The sequence below is a fragment of the Microbacterium halimionae genome, assembly GCF_011761265.1.
In the GTDB taxonomy this organism is placed as follows: domain Bacteria; phylum Actinomycetota; class Actinomycetes; order Actinomycetales; family Microbacteriaceae; genus Microbacterium; species Microbacterium halimionae.
The window spans coordinates 1,270,804-1,293,090 of record NZ_JAAOZB010000001.1; the positions used below are offsets into that span (position 1 = coordinate 1,270,804).

The 22,287-nt window shown below is 62.8% G+C and carries 19 protein-coding genes; 11 read left to right on the top strand and 8 right to left on the bottom strand.

Annotated elements, in window-relative coordinates:
- Positions 1-127: 127 nt before the first annotated feature.
- A complete protein-coding gene (locus FHS06_RS05865; protein ID WP_167046657.1) occupies positions 128-1,552 on the bottom strand; it encodes a dihydrolipoyl dehydrogenase family protein in 1,425 nt (474 codons plus the stop codon).
- Positions 1,553-1,685: 133 nt separating this feature from the next.
- On the opposite strand from FHS06_RS05865, the gene FHS06_RS05870 reads away from it, so the two are divergent.
- From FHS06_RS05870 to FHS06_RS05885, 4 genes are all read left to right on the top strand, one after another.
- The gene (locus tag FHS06_RS05870; protein ID WP_167046658.1) at positions 1,686-3,245 is read left to right on the top strand and encodes an AlkA N-terminal domain-containing protein; all 1,560 of its coding nucleotides are present in this window, start codon (positions 1,686-1,688) and stop codon (positions 3,243-3,245) included.
- Complete coding sequence (locus FHS06_RS05875; protein ID WP_167046660.1) at positions 3,242-3,766, top strand: methylated-DNA--[protein]-cysteine S-methyltransferase; 525 nt, start codon at positions 3,242-3,244, stop codon at positions 3,764-3,766. The genes FHS06_RS05870 and FHS06_RS05875 overlap by 4 nt, the downstream gene beginning before the upstream one ends.
- A 293-nt stretch (positions 3,767-4,059) precedes the next feature.
- Positions 4,060-5,841, top strand: coding sequence for an ABC transporter ATP-binding protein (locus tag FHS06_RS05880; RefSeq protein ID WP_167046662.1), 1,782 nt, complete (start codon positions 4,060-4,062; stop codon positions 5,839-5,841).
- Complete coding sequence (locus FHS06_RS05885; RefSeq protein ID WP_167046665.1) at positions 5,838-7,649, top strand: ABC transporter ATP-binding protein; 1,812 nt, start codon at positions 5,838-5,840, stop codon at positions 7,647-7,649. The genes FHS06_RS05880 and FHS06_RS05885 overlap by 4 nt, the downstream gene beginning before the upstream one ends.
- A 31-nt stretch (positions 7,650-7,680) precedes the next feature.
- Here FHS06_RS05885 and FHS06_RS05890 read toward each other — a convergent pair whose 3' ends face one another.
- Positions 7,681-8,133, bottom strand: coding sequence for a GNAT family N-acetyltransferase (locus tag FHS06_RS05890; RefSeq protein WP_167046668.1), 453 nt, complete (start codon positions 8,131-8,133; stop codon positions 7,681-7,683).
- 130 nt (positions 8,134-8,263) lie between these two features.
- Between FHS06_RS05890 and FHS06_RS05895 the strand changes: the two genes are divergently transcribed.
- Positions 8,264-10,480: an NADP-dependent isocitrate dehydrogenase gene (locus tag FHS06_RS05895; protein ID WP_167046671.1), complete on the top strand. Its 2,217-nt coding sequence runs from the start codon at positions 8,264-8,266 to the stop codon at positions 10,478-10,480.
- A gap of 47 nt (positions 10,481-10,527) precedes the next feature.
- Here FHS06_RS05895 and FHS06_RS05900 read toward each other — a convergent pair whose 3' ends face one another.
- The 3 genes from FHS06_RS05900 to FHS06_RS14320 all read right to left on the bottom strand — a co-directional run bounded on the left by FHS06_RS05900 (position 10,528) and on the right by FHS06_RS14320 (position 13,441).
- Positions 10,528-10,917 (bottom strand): GntR family transcriptional regulator, encoded by a 390-nt coding sequence (locus tag FHS06_RS05900; protein ID WP_243845261.1) that lies wholly within the window; start codon positions 10,915-10,917, stop codon positions 10,528-10,530.
- Positions 10,914-11,831, bottom strand: coding sequence for a hypothetical protein (locus FHS06_RS05905; RefSeq protein ID WP_167046674.1), 918 nt, complete (start codon positions 11,829-11,831; stop codon positions 10,914-10,916). The genes FHS06_RS05900 and FHS06_RS05905 overlap by 4 nt, the downstream gene beginning before the upstream one ends.
- A 113-nt stretch (positions 11,832-11,944) precedes the next feature.
- On the bottom strand, positions 11,945-13,441 hold the full coding sequence (locus FHS06_RS14320) for a L,D-transpeptidase (RefSeq protein WP_167046677.1): 1,497 nt from the start codon (positions 13,439-13,441) through the stop codon (positions 11,945-11,947).
- 186 nt (positions 13,442-13,627) lie between these two features.
- Between FHS06_RS14320 and FHS06_RS05915 the strand changes: the two genes are divergently transcribed.
- The 6 genes from FHS06_RS05915 to FHS06_RS05940 all read left to right on the top strand — a co-directional run bounded on the left by FHS06_RS05915 (position 13,628) and on the right by FHS06_RS05940 (position 19,778).
- Positions 13,628-14,818, top strand: coding sequence for an ROK family transcriptional regulator (locus tag FHS06_RS05915; RefSeq protein ID WP_167046680.1), 1,191 nt, complete (start codon positions 13,628-13,630; stop codon positions 14,816-14,818).
- A gap of 71 nt (positions 14,819-14,889) precedes the next feature.
- The gene (locus tag FHS06_RS05920) at positions 14,890-16,158 is read left to right on the top strand and encodes an extracellular solute-binding protein (protein WP_167046683.1); all 1,269 of its coding nucleotides are present in this window, start codon (positions 14,890-14,892) and stop codon (positions 16,156-16,158) included.
- 81 nt (positions 16,159-16,239) lie between these two features.
- Positions 16,240-17,199: a carbohydrate ABC transporter permease gene (locus FHS06_RS05925; protein ID WP_167046687.1), complete on the top strand. Its 960-nt coding sequence runs from the start codon at positions 16,240-16,242 to the stop codon at positions 17,197-17,199.
- Positions 17,196-18,038, top strand: coding sequence for a carbohydrate ABC transporter permease (locus tag FHS06_RS05930; protein WP_167046690.1), 843 nt, complete (start codon positions 17,196-17,198; stop codon positions 18,036-18,038). Before FHS06_RS05925 ends, FHS06_RS05930 begins: the two co-directional genes overlap by 4 nt.
- 8 nt (positions 18,039-18,046) lie before the next feature.
- A complete protein-coding gene (locus FHS06_RS05935; RefSeq protein WP_167046693.1) occupies positions 18,047-19,006 on the top strand; it encodes an ROK family protein in 960 nt (319 codons plus the stop codon).
- Positions 18,999-19,778: a glucosamine-6-phosphate deaminase gene (locus FHS06_RS05940; protein ID WP_167046696.1), complete on the top strand. Its 780-nt coding sequence runs from the start codon at positions 18,999-19,001 to the stop codon at positions 19,776-19,778. Before FHS06_RS05935 ends, FHS06_RS05940 begins: the two co-directional genes overlap by 8 nt.
- Before the next feature lie 7 nt (positions 19,779-19,785).
- Here FHS06_RS05940 and FHS06_RS05945 read toward each other — a convergent pair whose 3' ends face one another.
- The 3 genes from FHS06_RS05945 to FHS06_RS05955 all read right to left on the bottom strand — a co-directional run bounded on the left by FHS06_RS05945 (position 19,786) and on the right by FHS06_RS05955 (position 22,255).
- A complete protein-coding gene (locus FHS06_RS05945; RefSeq protein WP_167048017.1) occupies positions 19,786-21,147 on the bottom strand; it encodes an FAD-binding oxidoreductase in 1,362 nt (453 codons plus the stop codon).
- A 14-nt stretch (positions 21,148-21,161) separates the two neighbouring features.
- Complete coding sequence (locus FHS06_RS05950) at positions 21,162-21,530, bottom strand: YrdB family protein (protein ID WP_310734899.1); 369 nt, start codon at positions 21,528-21,530, stop codon at positions 21,162-21,164.
- Positions 21,531-21,643: 113 nt separating this feature from the next.
- A complete protein-coding gene (locus FHS06_RS05955; RefSeq protein ID WP_167046699.1) occupies positions 21,644-22,255 on the bottom strand; it encodes a TetR/AcrR family transcriptional regulator in 612 nt (203 codons plus the stop codon).
- Positions 22,256-22,287 lie beyond the last annotated feature (32 nt).

Sequence of the window (22,287 nt, forward strand, 5' to 3'; positions counted from 1 at the left end):
ATTCAGCTTTTGGGGGCTCCAGAACTGAATAAGTGAGACATGCGTGGTGGGAGAGGGGCTACCTGGCGGCGGCTACCGGCCAGGGGCTACCTGCCAGCGGCTACTTGGCAGGCCGCCGGGGTGGGGGCTACTGGGCGGGGCGGCCGTAGGCTTCGAGCCAGCGCAGCCACACTTCGCTCACCGTCGGGTACGACGGCACAGCGTGCCACAGCCGCGCCAGGGGCACCTCGCCGACGATCGCAATGGTCGCCGAGTGCAGCAGCTCAGCAACCTCGGGGCCAACAAAGGTTGCGCCTATGAGCACGCCGCGATCTTCATCGATGATCGCGCGCGAGAAGCCCTTGTAGTCGTCAGCAAACGTGCTCGAGCCCGCAATCCAGGCGAGGTCATAGTCAATGACACGGATGCTGTAGCCAGCATCTCGCGCGGACTTCTCTGTAAGTCCAACCGACGCGACCTCGGGATCGGTGAAGGTGACCTGTGGCACGGATGCATGGTCGGCCGTTGCCACATGGGCACCCCACGGTGCATCGTCCACAGCGGAGCCTTGCGCACGAGCGGCGATGACATCGCCCGCGGCGCGCGCTTGATACTTGCCCTGGTGGGTGAGAAGCGCTCGGTGGTTCACGTCTCCCACGCCGTAGAGCCAGTTCGTGCCAGCGACGAGCAGCGTGTCGTCGACATTGAGCCAGCTGCCGGGTTCAAGGTCGATGCTCTCAAGCCCCAGGTCGGTCGTTCGAGGTGTGCGACCTGTCGCTACAAGCACTTCGTCTGCCGTGACAGAACTGCCGTCGCTGAGGTGCAGTACGGCGGCACCATCAACGCGCTCGGCACCTTCGGGGCTCACTCCCGTGTGAATCACGACGCCAGCGTTCCGGAGCGACTCCGTGACAAGCTCGCCGGCGAACGGCTCCATACCTGAGAGCATTCCGCCACGAATGATCATGGTGACCTTCGTGCCAAATTCGGAATATGCCGTTGCCATTTCGGCCGCGACAACGCCGCCACCGACAATCGCCAGAGATTCGGGCACACGGCGGACCGACGTAGCATCCCGACTCGTCCAGGGCTTGATGTCGGCGAGGCCCGGCACGTCAGGAAGAAGCGCCGCTGAACCTGTCGACACGACCACTGCATGTCGCGCGATGAGGGGCGTAACGCTGCCGTCTTCGGTTGTCACCTCGACTCGGCGCTCGCCCGTGATGCGGCCCTGTCCGCGCACAAGGTCGATACCCGCCGATTGCAGCCACTCGACCTGCGAAGAGTCGTTCCACTCGTGGGTCATCGTGTCGCGGCGGCGCAGCACGCCCGCGATGTCGACCCCGCCGGTGACAGCCTGCTTCGCGCCGTCAACTGCGCGCGCGGCTCGAAGGGCGGCACCACTTCGAAGCAGCGCCTTGGAAGGCATGCACGCCCAGTAAGAGCACTCACCGCCGACGAGTTCGCTCTCTACGATCACGACCGATAAACCGCGCTGGTGCGCCCGGTCGGCAACATTTTCGCCGACGGGGCCGGCGCCGATCACGATCAGGTCATACTCGCGTTCACTCATGGGGGCAACGCTACCGCCGCTCGGGGCTCGGCTGAAGGGGGTTGCGTTCGACAAATGAAGAAGGGATGCCGGGGCTCATTGTGATGTCCGAAAACCGCGAGTGGTGGCATCCGTCTCATGCAAAGGTAGAGGTATGACCGGCTCATCGATACCCGTGGCGCAGACGTTTGATGAGCGCTACCGTGCGATCAGCGCACGCGATTCGCGGTTCGATGGGCAGTTTGTGACGGCGGTGCGGACGACCGGAATCTACTGTCGCCCCAGCTGCCCGGCACGCACGCCAAAGCCTACGAACGTTGACTTCTTCGCGACGAGTGCGGCAGCGCACGAGGCCGGTTTCCGTGCGTGCAAACGGTGCCTACCCGAAGCCGCGCCGGGGTCGCCCCTCTGGGATCTGCGCGGCGACGTCGCGAGTCGCGCGATGCGGTTCATCGCGGACGGCGTCGTGGAACGTGAAGGCGTCTCGGGGCTCGCGTCGCGGTTGGGATACTCGTCGCGACACCTTGTGCGCGTGCTTTCGACCGAGCTGGGCGCGGGCCCGCTGGCCCTGGCACGCGCACACCGGGCGCACACCGCACGGATGCTGTTGGTCGGCACCGAGATGCCGGTCGCAGATGTGGCATTCTCGGCCGGATTCTCAAGCGTCCGTCAGTTCAACGACACGGTCCGTGAAGTGTTTGGAATCACGCCCCTCGAGGTGCGCGCACACCGACGTTCACACCCGGGCACCAGCGCTCCGGGACGAATTAGTCTCGCACTCCCATACCGTGCCCCCATCGACCTCGACGGTCTCTTCGCCTGGATGGCAGCTCGCGCCGTCGCAGGAGTAGAAGAAGCCACGCCAGACTCGTTCGCCCGCACGCTGCGGTTGCCGCAGGGCACAGCGTGGTTCCGTCTTGAGCGCGTCGGCGACCGGCTTGGACTCGAAGCGCACCTCACCCACCTCGGTGACCTTTCGACTCTGGTTGCGCGAGTGCGGCGACTGTTCGACCTCGATGCCGATCCCATCGCGATCGACTCAACGCTTGGTGCGCACCCCGAACTTGCACCGTTCGTTGCAGTGACCCGCGGCATCCGGGTTCCGGGAGCCGTCGACCCACACGAAATGCTTGTGCGAGCGATGATTGGGCAGCAGATCAGCGTGCCAGCAGCGCGAACAGCGCTGACGCGACTCACAGAGGCGCTCGGCGAGGACGTTGCTGAAACGGCGGGACTTACGCGACTGTTTCCGACGATGGCGGCGATCGCAGAGCACGGCAGCGAAGTGCTCCGCGGCCCAGGCGCTCGCATCCGGGCCATTGTGGGAGCCGCCCGAGCCGTTGTTGACGGTGAACTCGAGCTGTCGAGTGGTGACGAAAGCTCGGCACAGCGCGCAGCGCTTTTGGCTCTGCCGGGTATTGGCCCCTGGACCGCCGACTACGTGAGAATGCGCGTCACCGGCGACCCGGACATCTTCCTCCCCGGTGATGTCGCGGTGAGAACAGGTGCTGCGCGCGTCGGAATTCCCGCGGAGGCTGCGCCCCTCACCGCCTGGGCTACCCGCTTGGCGCCCTGGCGGAGCTACTTCACCGCTCATCTGTGGCGCGCCGTCGGCACTAACGCAGGCAATATCCCCGCTCAGCCCGCCGCTGCGCCCGAATCGAAGCAAGCTGCCTGCCTTAGTGCAGGGCCCAAGAAGGAGACCTCGAAATGAACGAGCCCACCGTGCAGACTGAGCCCACCGCAGAGGCAACCGTGCAGGCCCTCGACACCCCCGACGGCGCATTCACGCTCATCGCCGACCCACAGGGCCGGGTTCTCGCGTCTGGGTGGAGCTCCGACGTCGCGACGGTGCTCGCACGCATCCCGCTGCGTGTTCGCCCGACCCGACTCATCGAGGGCGAAACGGATGCCGCAGCCGCAGTCCGCGCGTACTACGACGGAGACCTGCTCGCTATCGATACTGTGCCCGTGGCGCAGTACGGCACCGAGCTCCAACTGCGCGGGTGGAAGGCGCTCCGCACCATCCCACTCGGGGGCCCGCTGACGTACACCGGACTCGCGGCGGCGCTGGGGGAGCCACGCGCTGTGCGTGCCGCAGCGTCGATCTGCGCCCGCAATGCTCCGGCGCTCTTTGTGCCATGCCATCGGGTGTTGCGCACTGACGGCAGCCTCGGCGGGTTCGCGTGGGGCCTCGACGTAAAGCGTGCGCTTTTGGAGCGCGAATCTCACTGAGTTCGAAACGCAGCTTGCGCTCAGTGAACTCCCAGGCATATTCTGAAGGGCTAGCCGGAGTTGACCCCGGCATCGTGCACGCTCATCACACCGAGGGGGAAGCCATGTTTCAGGCGATTATCACCATGAACCCGACGCTTCCCATCGCTTCCCAACGGCGTGCCGCGCCGGGCCGCACCCCTCAGGGTTAGCTGCTCTTCGTAGCCTCACGGCATCCGCCGCTTTCGCCGCAGCTTTAGCCCCGGCACCTTCTTCTCTGCGCTCCGCGCCGGCTTCGGCCGCCCTTTAGGACTATGACTACTTCTGATCTCTCCACGCCGCGCGCGCTCGCGCGGTTACTTCCCTTCGCGCGGCCCGTGTTGCCGCGGCTTATTTGGGGCGCGGCAAGCGCTCTCGCGGCGAGTATCGTCTCGCTCGCTATCCCGCTCGTGCTCGAAGTTGTGGTCGCGGGCCCCGTGGGCTCTGGCGACCTGATGCAGATCGCTTTGGGCGCTGGCATCATTCTCGCGCTGGGTCTCGCAGAAGCGGGCCTTGTGTGGCTCCGTCGCTGGTTCGTGCTCGGCCCCTCAACCGAGGTGGAGTACAGCCTTCGCACCAAGTTCTACGAGCGCTTGCAGCGGTTGCCCGTGTCGTTCCACGACCGTTGGCAGTCGGGCCAGCTGCTTTCGCGCATGATGCAAGACATCAGCAGCATTCGCCGTTGGCTTGCCTTCGGGCTCATCCTTCTCGTGGTCAACCTGCTCACGATCGTGATCGGCTCAGCGATTCTGTTCACGTGGCACTGGGTGCTGGGGGCTGTCTTCCTCGCATGCTCGGCCCCGCTCTGGTACACGGGTTACCGCTTCGAAAAGCAGTACGGGATGCTGACACGTCAGAGCCAGGATCAGGCCGGCGACCTTGCGACCGCTGTCGAAGAGAGCGTGCACGGTATCCGTGTTCTCAAGGCATTCGGTCGGGGGCGTCACGCGCTGCAGAAGTTCGTGCGGCAGGCGGAAACTCTACAAACCACCGAGATTCGCAAAGCTCGAGCAGTTGGCAGCATTTGGTTCTGGCTCGTTTTGCTGCCAGATATTGCTTTCGCGCTGTGTCTTGCCGCGGGCATCGTTTTGGTGCAGATGGGCGAGATTTCGGTGGCGCAGCTGTTCGCGTTCTTCGCGATGGCGACAGTGCTGCGTTGGCCGGTGGAATCAATCGGATTCCTCTTCTCGTTCTTGCTTGATGCGCGCACCGCCACTGACCGCGTCATGGAGGTGTTCGACGCTGAGAACACGATCGTCGATCCCGAGAATCCGAGCACGCTCAGTGAGCCTCGTGGCGCGCTCGTTTTTGAAGGTGCACGCTTTCGATATGCCGACGCGCCGGAAGACACGCGCGATCAGCTCGATGGCATCGATCTGACACTTGAGCCGGGCGAGACGATGGCGCTCGTCGGGCTCACCGGTTCGGGTAAGACGACTCTGACAACCCTGCCGACGCGCCTTTACGACGTCACGGGGGGCCGCGTGCTGATCGACGGCGTCGATGTTCGTGACCTGCGGCTCGAAGAGTTGCGCCGTCACATCGCGCTCGCGTTCGAAGATGCAACTCTTTTTTCGGCGTCGGTGCGCCACAACGTGCTGCTGGGCCGCGACGATCTCGATGAGTACAGCGTCGAGGCAGAAGCGCTCATGCGAGAAGCGCTCGACGTTGCGCAGGCCAGCTTCGTTGATGACCTGCCGAACGGCGTCGAGACTGTCATCGGTGAAGAAGGAATGAGCCTGTCGGGCGGCCAGCGCCAACGTCTGGCGCTCGCGAGGGCGGTGGCCGCGCGTCCGGCTGTTCTCGTGCTTGACGACCCGCTGTCGGCGCTTGACGTTGACACCGAAGCGAAAGTAGAAGACGGCCTTCGCCGAGTGCTGGCGTCGACCACGGCCCTGATCATCGCGCACCGCCCCTCGACAGTCGCGCTCGCTGACCGGGTCGCGCTCTTGGAAGAAGGGCGCATCACTGCGGTCGGCACCCACTCGGAGCTACTGCGAGACAGTGCTCACTATCGCTACGTCATTTCGAGCCTGGAAGAGGAGTCGGCATTATGACTGACGTCACCGGCACCCGCGGCGAAGACCGCTCTGACTATACGGCCGAAGAGAGCCGTGCGATCCGCAGACGCTCATTGCGTCTGCTCGGTACTCTGATCGGCCCCCTTCGCGGGCAATTGATCCTGGCCGGTCTGGTTCTCGTGATCTCAACAGCTCTGCGCGTCGCAGGTCCCGCGTTGATCGCCTACGGGTTGAACAACGCGCTGCCGGCTGTTATCGACGACCTCAACTGGATGCCGACAATCGGTGTCGTCGCCGTGTATCTTGTCGCGGGTATCGGCGGTGCCGCTCTCATCGGGTGGTACGCGATCATCGCGGCGCGCTTGACTCAGGCGATCATGCTGGAGCTTCGCACGAGGCTTTTCCGCCATACGCAACGCTTGAGCCTCGAGTTCCACGAGTCGTACACGTCAGGTCGCATTATTTCGCGCCAGACGAGCGATCTCGATTCCATTCGGGAGCTACTTGATGGTGGTCTCAACGAGTTGGTCTCGGGCGTGCTCTACGGCGGATTCACACTTATCGCTCTGCTGCTCATCGATTGGCAGAGCGGTGTCGTGCTGGCGCTCATGGGGATTCCGCTCATGCTGCTCATGCGCTGGTTCTATGGGCGTTCACAGGTGCTCTACCGTCGTTCTCGCGTGGTGAGCGCGAAGGTGATCGTGCACTTCGTTGAGACGATGACCGGCATTCGCGCGGTGAAGGCGTTCCGCACGGAGCCGGCTGGTGACCGTGATTTCGGTGCGGTGTCCGACGACTATCGCAAGGTCAACATGGCCTCGATCCGCCTCTTCGGCACGTTCGAGCCGGCCCTCATGGCGATCTCGTCTGTCACTCTCGCTGTCGTTGTGCTGTGGGGTGGCGTGCGCGTTGCGGACGGTGCGATCGAGATCGGAATCCTGCTCGCGGCAGTGCTGTACGTGCGCAACTTCTTCTCGCCGCTGCAAGAAGTGGCGATGTTCCTCAACTCGTATCAGTCTGCGACCGCAGCGTTGGAGAAGGTTTCTGGCGTGCTCGAAGAAGAACTGAGCGTGCCGGACCCCGAGCGCCCCGTAGATCTCTGGGAAGCCCGCGGACACGTGCGCTTCGATGATGTGGAGTTCGGCTATGGCGAGGGGCGCGTCATCCTGCCAGATTTCTCGCTCGATATTCCGGCGGGGCAGACGATCGCTCTTGTCGGCACCACGGGCGCCGGAAAATCGACGCTCGCGAAGCTCATTTCGAGGTTCTACGACCCGACGCGAGGCGTCATTTCGCTCGATGATGTTGACCTTCGGTCTCTCCACCCGAAAGATCTTCGCCGTGCGATTGTCATGGTGACGCAGGAGGCGTACCTGTTCAGCGGAACAGTTGCAGACAACATCGCGCTCGGTAAGCCCGGCGCAACGATGGAAGAAGTTCGCGCGGCGGCCACAGCGGTCGGTGCGGATGCTTTCATCCAGGCGCTCCCGGACGGATACGGCACCGACGTCAACAAACGCGGTGGCCGCGTATCTGCGGGCCAGCGTCAGCTCATCTCGTTCGCCCGCGCGTTCCTTGCGAACCCCGCCGTGCTCATCCTCGATGAAGCCACTGCGTCGCTCGATATTCCGTCAGAGCGCGCCATCCAAGATGCGCTGCAGACCCTTCTCGCCGACCGCACCGCGATCATCATTGCGCACCGGCTGTCGACAGTCGCGATCGCTGACCGCGTGCTGGTGATGGAACACGGACGCATTATTGAAGACGACGTTCCGGCAACGTTGATCGCCGGGGATGGAAAGTTCGCGCAGCTGCACGCTGCGTGGCAGCAATCCCTCGTGTAGCCGACGGAAGATGTTTCGCCGGATGCCGCCGCTACAGGCGGTACTCGGCGACAGTTTCGCCGTACTCGTTTTCGCCGCGTGCGGTGAATCCGACGTTGTGGAAGAAGACCTCGGGCCCGTCAGGCCCTGCCTCGTAGATGACAGTGACGAATTCCATACCGCGGGTGCGTGCTTCTTCGATGAGCTGCTCGATGAGGAAAGTTCCGACGCCTTTGCCCTGCACGCCAGCGTCTACGTTGATACGCCACAACACAGACCGGAAGGTCTCGTCGGGTTCTTCGCTGTCAAAATTCGCGCTCACGAAGCCAACGACGTCATCGCCGGTGAGCGCGACGCGTTGCCACGACGACACGGGGTTGACGACTGTTGCGGCAATACCGTAGCTCACCGGTGCCAGGAACTGCTCCTGGCCGGGCTTTAACTCCATATTGTTGACTGCAACGATCGTTGAGGCGGACAGCTCTTCCAGTCGAAGCTCGGTCATACCCACAGGTTAGCCCGCGACACCATGTTTCGGCAGTGCCAAAGTTTTGAAGATATCTTGACGTCGAGATACTTCGGGCGGTGCGATAGTGTGAGATTTACACCCTCGACGCTATACGGAGAGACGAAACGTGCCTGATTCGACCATCATTTACACGCATACCGACGAGGCGCCGGCCCTCGCGACCGCATCGTTCCTGCCGATTGTGCAGGCTTTCGCGGGCCAAGCAGGCGTCGAGATCGAAACACGCGATATTTCGCTCGCCGCGCGTGTCCTCGCGAACTTCCCGCAGCGTCTGACGCCCGAGCAGCAGGTCGGCGATGCGCTCGCCGAACTCGGCGGACTTGCGACCCTCCCCGAAGCCAACATCATCAAGCTGCCCAACATCTCGGCTTCGATTCCGCAGCTGAAGGCAGTCATTGCGGAGCTCCAGAGTCAGGGCTTCGATATTCCCGACTACCCCGACGACGCCACCACTGTCGAAGACAAAGACATTCGCGCTCGCTACGACCGCGTTAAGGGTTCCGCTGTGAACCCCGTGCTGCGCGAAGGAAACAGCGATCGCCGTGCACCCATGTCGGTGAAGAACTACGCGCGCAAGCACCCGCACCGCAACAAGGCGTTCGCTGCCGGATCAAAGACCCGTGTTGCGACGCTGGGTCACGATGACTTCCGCACCAACGAGAAGTCGTGGGTTGCGCCGAGCGATGATGTCCTCACCGTCAACCACATCGCGACCGACGGCGAAGTTACAGTGCTGAAGCCTTCGATCAAGGTTCTTCCGGGCGAGATCATCGATGCGACGTTCCTCTCGGCATCAGCCCTTGACGCTTTCCTCGCCGAGACGCTCAAGACAGCTGCCGCCGATGACGTGCTCTACTCAGTGCACCTCAAAGCGACGATGATGAAGGTCAGTGACCCGATCATTTTCGGCCACGTTGTTAAGGCGTACTTCTCGGACGTCTTCGCCACCTACGGAGACGCGATCGCCGCTGCTGGGCTTACCCCCAACAACGGTCTCGGTTCGATTCTGTCGGGGCTCTCAAAGGTTGAAGGCGGCGACAAGATCGCCGAAGCGATCACTGCCGACCTCGAGCGCGGACCCCGCCTCTCTTACGTCAACTCCGACAAGGGCATCACCAACCTGCATGTTCCCTCCGATGTCATCGTGGACGCCTCGATGCCGGCGCTTGTGCGCAACGGCGGCAAGCTCTGGGGCGCGGACGGTGGCGAAGACGACACTCTCGCCGTCATCCCCGACTCGTCGTACGCCGGCGTCTATCAGGCAACGATCGAAGACGTCATCGCGCACGGTCCGCTCGACCCGGCCACGATTGGCACGGTTCCGAACGTCGGTCTCATGGCGCAGGCAGCTGAAGAATACGGCAGCCACGACAAGACCTTCGAGATCGCCGCTGACGGCGTCGTGCAGGTCGTCAACTCGGCCGGAGATGTGCTGCTCGAGCACAACGTTCAGGCGGGCGACATCTGGCGCGCTACGCAGACGAAAGACGTCGCTGTGCGCGACTGGGTCAAGCTCGCCGTCACCCGTGCTCGTGCCACCGGTTCTCCCGCCATTTTTTGGCTCGACGAAACCCGTTCGCACGACGCGGAACTCATCGCGAAGGTGACGACGTACCTCGCCGATCACGACACCGATGGTCTCGAGATCAAGATTCTTCCTCCTGCAGAAGCGACGCTCTATTCGCTTGGGCGTATGCGCGAAGGCCTCGACACGATTTCGGTCACCGGAAACGTGCTGCGTGACTACCTCACCGACCTCTTCCCCATCCTTGAGGTCGGGACGAGCGCCAAGATGCTCTCGATCGTTCCCCTGCTTGCTGGTGGTGGGCTCTTCGAAACTGGTGCGGGTGGTTCAGCCCCCAAGCACGTGCAGCAGCTCCTGTCGGACGACTTCCTCCGTTGGGATTCGCTGGGGGAGTTCTTCGCGCTGTCGGCATCGCTCGAGCACCTCGCCGAGACAACCGGCAACGCACATGCCAAGGTGCTCGCCGACACACTCGATGCGGCAACGGGTACCTACCTCGAAAACGACAGGTCGCCGGGGCGCGCGCCCGGCTCGCTCGACAACCGTGGAAGTCACTTCTACGTTGGTCTCTACTGGGCGAAAGAGCTCGCCACACAGACGTCTGACCCGGCGCTCGCTTCGATCTTCGCTCCGGTTGCTGACGCACTGACGGAGAACGAAGACGCAATCGTTGCCGAGCTTCTCGCTGTGCAGGGCTCACCCGTCGACATCGGTGGTTACTACTACCCCGACATGGACCGAGTGAAGGCAGTCATGCGCCCGTCGGCGACGCTGAACAAGATCATCGACGCACTCTAAGCGGTCTTGAAACGCCTGAGGGGCGGATGCCACGTGGCATCCGCCCCTCAGGCGTTTTTGCTGGGATTCTCTGTGTCCGACTCCGGGAGCTTCGGCCAGATCGCGCGCAGGAGACGAATCGCGTCGTCGATGTTGAGCCCAGCTTCGGATCCGGCCGTGGCGAGGTCTCGTGCAGCGTTGAGAACTGTCCGAGGTGTGGCTGCGGCAGCGCTGCTCACGCGGGTGCCACCACCGATACGAGCGGTCACCAACCTTTCTGCCTCAAGCGTTCGGTACGCCTTGGCCACTGTGCCCGGCGCAACGGCGAGGTCTTTGGCAAGTTGCCGGACCGATGGCAGGCGATCTTCAGCGGCAAGCTCGCCTGAGGCGATGAGGCCACGCACCTGATCGCAGATCTGTTGTGCGGGAGGCATCGATCCCGCCAGCGTGATCATCATGACCGACGGGTGTGCGGGGGCATGGTGCGAGCAGGAATCGCAGACAATGCGATGCTGGCCCAGAGCGCCACGCCACACGCGCCGACAACGTAGGCTGCGCCGAGGAGCGTCGGCCCGAGAGCCGCGAAAGGTGTCCATGTATGCACTGTGCCGATGGAGCTCGAGAACATACCCCTCATTGACGACGTTCCATACAAAGAACTCAGTATGGTCGCGAGGTGCATGAGAAATGTTGCGGTGACCGCAGCAAGAACGTTTCGAGTACGCGTGTGGCGCACGGCGCTATCGCGAACGGCATCTTTTTGCAGCGCAGGGCGCGAGATCAGCACAATGTCGACCGCTGCCACAAGGAGTACGAGCGCCATCAGAACGAGAGCGGGAACGGAGAAGTACCAGCCGTATATGCTCGTGCCAATCGAGTTTTCGCCGCCCAGGTGGACCGTGTAGTTCGTGTAGTCGCCAGTGATTTCGTCACGCTCCGACGCCGCGCCAGCGGCCAGGGTCGCGGTCAAGATCAGTGCCAGCACAAGTGTCGGCGGGATCAGCCACCAGCCTCGGATAAATGTGAGTGGGGTGCGGCGAGAGAGCTCTGCGCTGCCATCACCGAGTCGACGGTGCACCGGAAATGCGAGGAGCACCAACCCCACGATTCCGGTGATGAGGGGGGCGATAAACCGCATATCCATTGACCAGCCACGTACGGGTGCGAAAACATCTATCGGCCAGGTGAATGAGACATTTATGCTCTTCGCAAGCAACTCGGAGAGCACCCCGAGGAGCGCCGCCAGGATGGCGAAGATGACCGTAGTGCGTCCGGTAAGCGGGTTGCGTTCGCGCCGAATCAGCCGCCACAGCACTGCGATGGTAATGCCCGCGAGCACAGGGCCATATTGCGTGAGGTAAATAAAAACCAATAGCGCCCTCCCATCGAAAGTGTACTAATGAAATGGTACACGCGTGTGCCATTCATCTGATACACCTTTGAGAGGTCGTCAGGACGTGCTCAGCAAATTGCGCTGGTGTCTGCCTAGTTGTGAATCCACACGTCGACGCCCTGCGGGGCCCAGCTGTAGATCTGAGCTGCGCGGTACTCAGGCATTCCGACGCACCCGTGACTCATGCGCTGGCCGTAATTGTTGTGCCAGTAGACACCGTGGAACGCTTGATCGCCGTTGAAGTACATGACCGACTTGATGTTTGGTGTCTCGTAGGTAGTGCCGTCGGCGTTGTTGCCACGCATCGTCTGCATGGGTGTCTTCCAGCCGATGTTGTAGCGCCCAGTCTGCGTGGGAAACTCAAGCCCACTCGAAATGAGCCACGAGTCGACGACGGCGCCGTTCTCTTTTACATAGAGACGTTGCTCGCTCAAATTGACTTCGAGCATGCGAGCCAACGAGGTCGTGGTGAACTCAGTCTCGGTCACCGGGAGCTCATACACCGAATTCCCGCTCGCGAGCTGGGCGGCGTAGCTATCGGCGATGCCATCAGTGGAGTCGAGCGCACGGCCCGCGACCCCTTCGGTCTCGGTCCGCAGTACATCGCCAGCTTCGTTGGTGATGACTGTTGCATTTACAGCATCGCGATCAACGGCCTTCGGAAGCGCGTCGATCACGTCTGCCATTGCGCTCGCATCTGCGGTGACTGTGACGTCGCTCGATTCAACCGCGTCGGTTGTGTCGACGGCCAGCCAAGACGCGACGACTGCGCGGTCGAGGGGGACAGTGCGTTCTTCGCCGACGTAGAAGCCTGCGGAGTCGAGCATGCCGTTGAGTGCTGTCACTGACTCTTCCGCAGACGCGGTCGTGAACGTGGCGTCAACGGGGACGACCGACGCATCAATTTCGACTCGCGTCGAACCATCGAGGAAAGCCTGCTTGAGAGTGCTCTGGATGAGGTCGAGGTCAATGCCGGTGCCCGCAACGGCCGGGTCAACCGCGTAGCTTGCGGAATCGGCATCGAATGAGATCGTTGCGTTGATCGGCGCCAAGAACGCGTCCGGAAATGCTGCCGTGAGTGCAGCTTCTGCGGTCACCGGGTCGATGGCGACGTCAGGGGCTGAGCTATCGGCAAACCACTGCGTGACGTTCCACATGGGGTGCGCCTCGAATGCGGCTTCAGCGGCAGCGCTCGCATCAATGCTTGCGCCGAGATCTGCGCCGGTGAGCGTTGCTGATCCGTCGGGTGTTGCGATCGCGATCTCAGTTTCGGCAAGGCGCGAGTTAACAGCACCTATTGCGCCACCTGGCGTCATGAAGCCGACCGAAACACCGGCAATCGCGGTGCCTGGGGCGATAAGTACGAGAGACGAAGCGACGATTGCTACGGCAACGACAGCTGCGGCTCCCGAGATCCACCATCCAAGATGGCGCTTTTTCGGGGCGGGTTCACTCGGGGCCCACTCGTAGTTCTTGTCGGCACCGTCGCCGGAATCCCCTTCGACTGTTGTGTTGTCGATGAGTGTTGTTGCGGCGTCGTTTGACGACGCACCGTTGTCCGCTTCGTTTTTCGTTGCGATGTCGGTCACGTCACCACCCCCTCAGCGTGATCGTGAGATCCATGGTATGCGACCACATGCCCTAACGGAACCGAATCAGCATCACGCTTTTGTGACATTCCGTGCTGATCACGCCATGTAACAAGTTTGTAAAGGGCCCGCACTAATTCGGCGAAACGCTTGCGGGGTGAGGGTTCGTAAGTTGTACTAACAAACATGTCTGCATCGGAAGTGCAGCGCGGCTCTTCCACATTGGATTCCGCGCACCCATCGCACGCTCACTCATTCGGCCCTGGCCGGGTGCTGCGTTCCGGCACGAAAGTGCTCCCTGGAGACGCGCGCGGTCACAACCGCTCGCTCGTGCTCCAAACGCTCTATCACGGGGGTGCCCAGAGTCGAGCTGACCTCGCTCGCGAAACCGGCCTCACTCGCGTGACGATCTCGGACCTTGTTGCTGACCTCATATCTGACGGGTTCGTCACCGAGATTGGCATGCGAGAAGCAGCAGGACCGGGAAAGCCCGCGATGCTCGTCGATATCGACCACGCAGCGCACCGCATCGTCGGACTCGACCTCTCGGGTAGTGACACTGTGATCGGCGCTGTGCTCACTCTCGACGGCGATATTGTCGCCCGCCGTGAAGTTGCTCAGCCAGCCGAGGCAGCCGACGTCATCCCTGCGGTGGTCGCACTGGCACGTGAGCTTGTTGCCGATGCGCATGCGCCGGTGCTCGGCGTCGGAGTCGGAACTCCTGGTGTGATTGACGACGCAGGCGTCGTGCTGCGCGCACCCAACCTCGGCTGGGTGGGATTTGATCTTCGGGGAGTGCTCGAAAGCGCCCTCGATCTTCCCGTGATCGTCGCGAACGACGCGAACGCTGCTGTGCTGGCGGAATACACCTTCGGCGGCGCCGGCGACGACGTCATCCTCGTCAAGGTCGGTCGAGGTGTTGGTTCCGGCTTGCTGGCTGCAGGTCAGCCGATGCGTGGAAGTCGCTTCGCCGCGGGCGAGATCGGGCACGTCACGGTCGGCACCGACGGCGGTCCGCAGTGTGCCTGCGGCAAGGTCGGATGCCTCGAAGCGTGGCTCGCAGTACCGGCCCTTGAAGAGCGGCTTGCCGCGGCATCCGCGTCGGAGCGCGAAAACCTGCTGCGTGACGCCGGTGAGCGTCTCGGTATCGCGTTGGCGCCTGTCGTTGGTGCCCTCGATCTGTCAGAGATTGTGCTCTCTGGCCCCCCTGAACTCCTCGGCGGTGTGCTTGCGCAGGCCACCGCCGAGGCCCTCCGCACCCGAACGCTCGCTCCTTTTCATGAGGGCGTTCGAGTGCGGATGACGGCTCAAGGCCAGGACATTGTTCTGCGCGGTGCCGCCGTCATGGTCCTGTCGTCGAGACTCGGCGTCTCTTAACCGGACCACAAGCCGCTGGCAAGAGGTCTGCGGCATTCACCCTCACCACAGAGAAAACAGAAGGACAACACATGAAGAAGTCCCTCGGAGCCGTCGCCCTGCTTGGGGTCAGCGCTCTCACCCTCGCCGGTTGCGCAGGATCTGGCAGCGACACCGCCAGTGCTGATAGCGCAGAAATCCGCGTCTGGCTTGTCGGTACAGATACCCCACAGGATGCTCGTGACTATCTCGTTTCAACATTTGAAGACGAGAATCCTGGTTCCACACTGGTCATTGAAGAGCAGCAGTGGACGGGGCTCGTCGACAAACTTACGACGAGCCTCTCATCCAACGATTCGCCCGATGTCGTTGAAATGGGCAACACGCAGGCACCCGCATTCACGTCGAGTGGTGCGCTGCTGAGCGTCGATGACATCGAGGAAGATCTTGGCGGTTCGGATCTTCTGCCCGGCTTCGTCGATATCGGTAGCTGGGACGACACACTGTACGCGGCGCCCTACTACTCGGGGTCACGCGTTGTGTTCTACAACACAGCGATGTACGACGAGGCTGGCGTCTCTGTCCCCGAGACGCTCGATGACTACGTCGCGAACGGTGTCACGCTTGCTGACGCACTGCCCGGAGTCTCTGGCGTCTACTTCCCCGGTAAGGACTGGTACAACGCGCTTCCGTTCGTCTGGGAAAACGGCGGCGAGATCGCCGTGGAGAATTCCGATGCCACGTGGGACGCACAGCTGTCCAGCGAAGAGTCGGTCGCTGGCCTCTCGCAGGTGCAAGATCTCATGACGAACGCTTCGCTGGCGGCGAAAGACGGAGACGAAACCGAATCGTGGGTCCCCTTCCGAACTGAGCAAGCAGCAACGCTTTCGGCACCCAGCTGGGCGTACTGGTCGATCGTCGCCGACGAAGACCAGAACGACACAGCGGTCGTCGACACGACGGGTTATTACGCCCTGCCCGGAATGGACGGCGGAGCCGCTCAGGTATTTGCTGGCGGATCGAATGTGGGGATCGCCGCGAAGTCGGCTCACCCCGACCTCGCCAAGAGCGCCTTGAAGATCATGCTGAGCGACGAATACCAGACGATTCTGGCGGAAGCCGGTCTCGTTCCGGCCAAGACATCACTCGGAGACAAGGTCGCCGCAGCGACGCCAGAGCTTGCCGCAGTGATTGCCGACGCCGCTGCGAATGCCAAGCTCACCCCGGCATCACCCAATTGGGCCGATGTCGAGGCGCAGGGCGTCATGCAAGACCTCTTCGTCAACATCGCCAACGGCGGTGACGTCGCGCAGCTTGCAGCTGACGCCGACGAGACGATCGAGTCAATTCTGAACGGCTAATCCAGCGGCGGAGGCATCTCGTGCACACGCGAGGTGCCTCCACCTGGCCCCGTTATTGACCCACCGTCGAAAGGAAGCGCGATGGCCAACACCACGCTCGCGCCGCCCGTGGCATCGTCGCCGCCTGCCCCGGAATCTCAACAAAACCCGCGACGTCGGCGGTCTCTGGCCCCGTTTGCATTGATAACGCCCGCGATCATCATGCTGGCGGTCTTCATCGGCTGGCCGCTCGTTCAGATGATCGTGATGTCGTTCCAAGAGTTTGGCCGCGCGCAGATCTTTGGCACGCCGGCTGAGTTCATCGGCATCGACAACTACATCGCGGTGCTGACGGACAGCGAATTCTGGATGGTGCTGGCGCGCAGCATCCTGCTGTGTCTCGCGTGTGTCACCGCCACCATGGTGCTCGGCGTGCTGATCGCGCTCATGATGAAGAGCCTCGGTGCCGTGATGCGCACGGCGCTTTCAATCTCGCTGTTGCTGGCGTGGGCGATGCCCGCGCTTACGGCCACGATCGTCTGGGGATGGATTTTTGATACCCAGTACGGGCTCGTCAACTACTTTTTGACCCAGATCACCGGTACCGACTGGACCGGGCACAGCTGGCTCATCGACCCGCTGAGTTTTTTTTCCGTCGCAGCGATCATCATCACGTGGGGCGCGATCCCTTTCGTCGCCTTTACCGCGTATGCCGGCCTCACCCAGGTGCCCGACGAAGTGCTCGAAGCTGCTTCACTCGACGGCGCCGGACCCGCACAGCGATTCCGGCTCGTGACGCTGCCGTACATCCGATCGATCTTGATCGTGCTGCTGATTCTGCAGGTGATTTGGGATCTTCGGGTGTTCGCGCAGATCTACGCGCTGCAGACAATCGGCGGTGTGCGCGCTGACACCAACACGATCGGTGTCTACATCTACAGCGTTTCGATGGCCTCTGGCGATCTCGGCGCGGGAGGTGCGATCTCGGTGATTCTCGTCGTGATCATGCTGCTGATCGCTGCCTACTACATTCGCTCGATGCTCAAGGAGGACCGCTCGTGAACCCCCGCGTTCGCCGCCGCACCGGGCGGGTAGCTCTCAACGCCGCCGCCCTGGTCGTGATCGTCTGCTCGATTTTTCCGGTCTATTGGATGGTCAACACGTCGCTGTTGCCGGCAGCTGCCGTTCGCACCTCGACACCTCACCTCTGGCCAGACCAGTTCACGCTGAGTAACTACGTCGATGCATTCGTCGAGGGTGGATTCGGCCCGGCGCTCTTCGTGTCGCTGAGCGTGACCGTCATCACGGTCGGCGTCGCACTCGTCTTTGCGTTTCTCGCAGCCGTCGCCGTCTCGCGGTATCGGTTTCGCAGCCGAACGAGCTTCATCATCGCGATCCTTGTCATTCAGATGATCCCGGCAGAGTCGCTCATCATCTCCACCTTCCGAGTGCTCGATGGTTGGCAACTGCTCAACACGATCATCGGTTTGAGCTTCGTCTACATCGCGCTCGTGCTGCCGTTCACAATCTGGACGCTGCGCGGCTTCGTTGGTGGCGTGCCAGCTGAGCTCGAAGAGGCGGCAATGATCGACGGATGCAGTCGCACCGGCGCCTTCTGGCGAGTCACTTTCCCGCTGCTTGCTCCGGGTCTCGTCGCCACGGGCGTCTTCGCTTTCATTCAGGCATGGAACGAGTTCGTGTTCGCGCTCGTCATCATGACGCGGCCTGAGTCGCAGACGCTGCCGATATGGCTTCGTAGTTTTGTGCAGGCCACGAAGGCAACCGACTGGTCTGTTGTGATGGCGGCATCAACGCTGATGGCTATCCCGGTGATCATCTTCTTTTTGTTCGTGCAGGGCCGCATGACGAGTGGACTCGTGTCAGGGGCGGTAAAAGGCTGATGCGCGACATGCAATCCGCCGTTTCCTCGACCGGGAGACGGCCACTCAAAGTGGGGCTCGACGTCGGCGGCACCAAAACGGATGCTGTAGCGATCGATGCCAAAGGCGACGTCGTGGCGCTTCGGCGCCTTCGCACCGGATGGGGGCCCGACGCCGTTGCCGACACGATTCTTGCTGCCGTCGAAGAGCTCCGTTTGGAACTTCGCGATGACGACGTTGAGTTCGTCTCTGTGGGGGTCGGAATGCCGGGGCAGACTGTTCCGGGCACGGCACGCATGCGGCACGCAGTGAATCTTGGTGTGACGGAGTTCGACATGGCCACCGCGGTCGCTCCGCGGCTCGGCGGCGTGGCGGTGGCGGTGGAGAACGATGTAAAAGCAGCGGCCATCGGCGCGTACGCCATGCACGGGAACGTCGGCACGATTGCGTACTTGAACCTCGGCACCGGAATTGCGGCGGGAATCGTGTCAGACGGCATTCTTTGGCGAGGTGCGAGAGGAACAGCTGGCGAAATCGGCCACATCTCGGTGGATCCGCAGGGGCCACTGTGTCGATGCGGTCAGCGTGGATGTATCGAAGCGCTCGCCGGTGGCGGCGCAGTCGCCGAGAGATGGGGGCAGGGTGGGGAGCTGCCGATCCGCGACGTGTTCGACGCGGCCGATGGCGGAGACGAGCGAGGGTTGCTGCTTCGTGAAGAGTTGGTGAGAGGCGTCGCCGCAGCTATCCGCGTACTGGTGCTCACGACCGATGCCGACGCGATCGTACTCGGTGGGGGACTCACCGGGCTCGGCGACCGACTGATGACGCACGTCGATCAAGAGCTGGCGCAGAGCGCTGCGGCATCCGCTTTCATGACCTCGTTGCGGCTACCGGAGCGCCTGCAAATGCTCGCCCCGGGGTCAGCAGTCGCAGCAATCGGAGCGGCGCTGATCGGGCCCACCACAACGGAGGATTACCACCATGGCTGAAGTTGTTATCGTTCCCGATGCCGCACGCGCGGGTGTACTCGTGGCAGAAGAAATCGTGCGACTGATCACGCGCCGCCCGGATGCCGTCTTGGGCGTTGCCACGGGTTCGACCCCGTTGCCGGTCTACGAGGCGCTTCGCGAACGCGTGGGTGGCGTCGATGTTTCGCTGCTTCGTGCGTTTGCGCTCGATGAATACGTCGGAATCGATCCCGATCACCCCGAGAGCTATCGCAACGTCATTCGCCGCGAAGTCGTCGAGCCGCTCGGGCTCGACCCCGAGCGCGTGCGCGTGCCGGCGGGGGCCCTCATGGGTATTGAGACCGCTGGCGAGGAGTACGAAGAAGCCATTGCGTCTGCCGGCGGCATCGACCTGCAGATCCTCGGGATCGGCACGGACGGGCACATCGGGTTCAACGAACCCGGTTCATCGTTTGCCTCGCGCACGCGCGTGAAAACGCTGACGCAACAGACCCGTGAAGACAATGCGCGGTTCTTCGAAAGCGTCGACGACGTTCCGGAGCACTGCATCACTCAGGGACTCGGCACGATCCTTGCTGCGCGCCATCTTGTGCTGTTGGCGTTCGGTGCAGGCAAAGCCGAAGCCGTGGCGGGTGCTATCGAGGGGCCCGTCACCGCTTCGGTTCCGGGCTCGGCAATTCAGCTGCACTCGCATGTGACGGTGGTCGTGGATGAGGCTGCGGCATCCGCTCTACGTTTCGGTGACTACTACCGGTACGCGTGGTCGCACAAACCTGCGTGGCAGGGGCTGTAGCGCAGGTTCAGCGCGCGAAGACTTTGCCGGGGTTGAGGATGCCGGTGGGGTCAAACACCGCTTTGATCTGCTGCTGCAGGTGCCACTGATCATCGCCGAGCTCGTCGGCCAGCCACTGCCGCTTGAGCACTCCGATGCCGTGCTCGCCCGTCAGGGTGCCGCCGAGACGGAGCGCCGAGCGAAACAGATCGCTTGCGGCACCCCAGATGACGTCGGGAACCTCGTCGCCCTGGAACGTGAAGTTGGGGTGCAGGTTGCCGTCACCCGCGTGCGCAATCGTTGGGATGACGAGCCCGTACTGCTTCTCGATACGCGCGATCTCATCGAACATGTCGGGCAGAACCGACCGCGGTACCGACACGTCTTCGACGAGTGACATGCCGAGCTTTTCGGTTGCTGGGTGCATCGACCGGCGGATGCGGAGAAGCAATTCGCCCTCTTCAGGTGTTGTCGCTACTCGCACCGTGCCCCCGGCGTGCTGCAGCACTGCCGAGATCGCCTCGGCCTCGGCAGTAGCGGTCGGGCCATCGGTTTGCACTGTGAGCTGGGCGGCGCCCGGGGGAGGCGGGGGAAGCTCAAGATAAGTGTGGACGTTCGCGAGACTCGTTGCGTCCATCAGTTCCATGATTGCCGGCTGTGTTCCCGAGGCTGTTACGGCCGCCGCAGCAACCGCAGCCGCGCGCACATCGGCAAAGGTCGCGTTGAGCGTGCAGACTTCGCCCGGGATGAGGCGGCGAAGCTTGAGCGTTGCGCCGACGACGACGCCGAGGGTGCCTTCGGAGCCGATCATGAGCGCCGTGAGGTCGTAGCCCGTCACTCCCTTTACGCTGCGGTGCCCGAGGTGTACGAGCCGTCCGTCAGCGAGAACGACGTCGAGTGCGAGAACGGCATCGCGAACAACTCCGTACTTCGCACACAACAGGCCACCAGCGCCCGTAGCGATATTGCCGCCGACCGTCGAAATCTCGCGGCTGGCCGGGTCAGGCGCCCACCACAGTCCGTGCTCGAAAAGGGCAGCGTTGAGATCGGCATTCACGATGCCGGGTTCGACGACCGCGAGTAGGTCATCCGCGCGCACCTCGAGAATGCTGTCCATGGCTCGCACCGACAGCGCGATCTCACCGGTACCGGCATTTGCCCCGCCCGCAAGCCCGGTGCCGGCGCCGCGCGTGACAACGGGGGTGCCGGAGGCGTGGGCAATGCGGAGGGTCGCTTGCACATCAGAAATGGATGCTGCGTGCACGACGGCGAGTGGACGACCGGATGCGGCATGCCCCGACTTGTCTGCTCGCGCAGCGTCGAGCGCAGCATCCGTTGTGTCAACGCGCTCGCTGAGAGCTTCGCGAAGTTGTTCGAGGACGGAGCTCATGTCGGTGTGCGCACTCACGCCAAGCGGCGACGACCCGCAATAACTCCGACGGTGACGGCGACGACGGCGAAAGCGATTCCGGCCCAGACGAGGCCGAGGCTCCAGAGGACGACCGTTGCGGCAGCGTAGATCAGCAGCTCAGCGATTGCACGGACGAATGGGTGCACGGCGAGCACTGCACGAGGGGAGACGAACAGTGCCCACACCAGGATCGCGATCGCAGGGGTTGCGATGCCGAACAGAATGTTCCACGCGAACGGCCACGCCAAGAAGCCCCACACGGCAAGTACCGCAAATGCTGCCAGCTCGACGATGAACGCGAGAATGTCGACCACGCTTGGGCGCGCACTCATTCCGGGGGTATTTTCAACGCTCTGTGACACGCCCCCAGTCTACGGGCGGCGTGATGTGCGGCCGGAGCCGCATCATCAACATCGACCCGGGCGCCGGATTCTCTACGAAATGGAAAAAGAACCATCCCGCCCGCTTTGTGAAATCAGCCCGCTTGTCCGGCCGTGTGGAGCACATCCAAGGCTGAATCAATGGCAGCCTCAAGCGGCCACGAAGCTTTCTCGGGCTGACTCAAAACGAGGCCACCTTGAAGAGCGGCGAGGATCGCCACGGCAATGCGCTGAGGGGCTGCTCCCGCCTGGACTTTGCCTGCTGCCTGCATCCTGGTGACCCCGGCAGCGAGAGAGGCTCGCCAGTTCGTCATGCTTTCCGTAATGATGCGAGCCAGCTCTGGATCTGTCATGGCGGCCTGCGTCGCCATCGAACCGATCGGGCAGGCCCACCGGCCGAGGCCGATGTAGTAGTCGACCAGGGCATCGCGCCAGGCGTGCCATGACTCCCAGCTCGCGAGGTCGTCGATGTGCGGCTTTTGAGCTTCGAGTAGCTCGCCGGCTTCCCATACCGCCACTTCGCGCACCAGTTCGGCCTTGCCGCCAGGGAAATAGTGGAACAGCTGGCTCTTGCTCGTGAGTGTCGCCGCACGGATGGTGTCGAGAGTCGTGCCACCAATGCCGGACGCAAGGATCTCGCGGCCGGTCGCCTCGATAATGCGCTGGCGAGTTGCCCGACCGCGCTCAGTGATGTTCGCCTCCTGCATGAGCTCAGACTACCTCGATGGACCCATCGGTC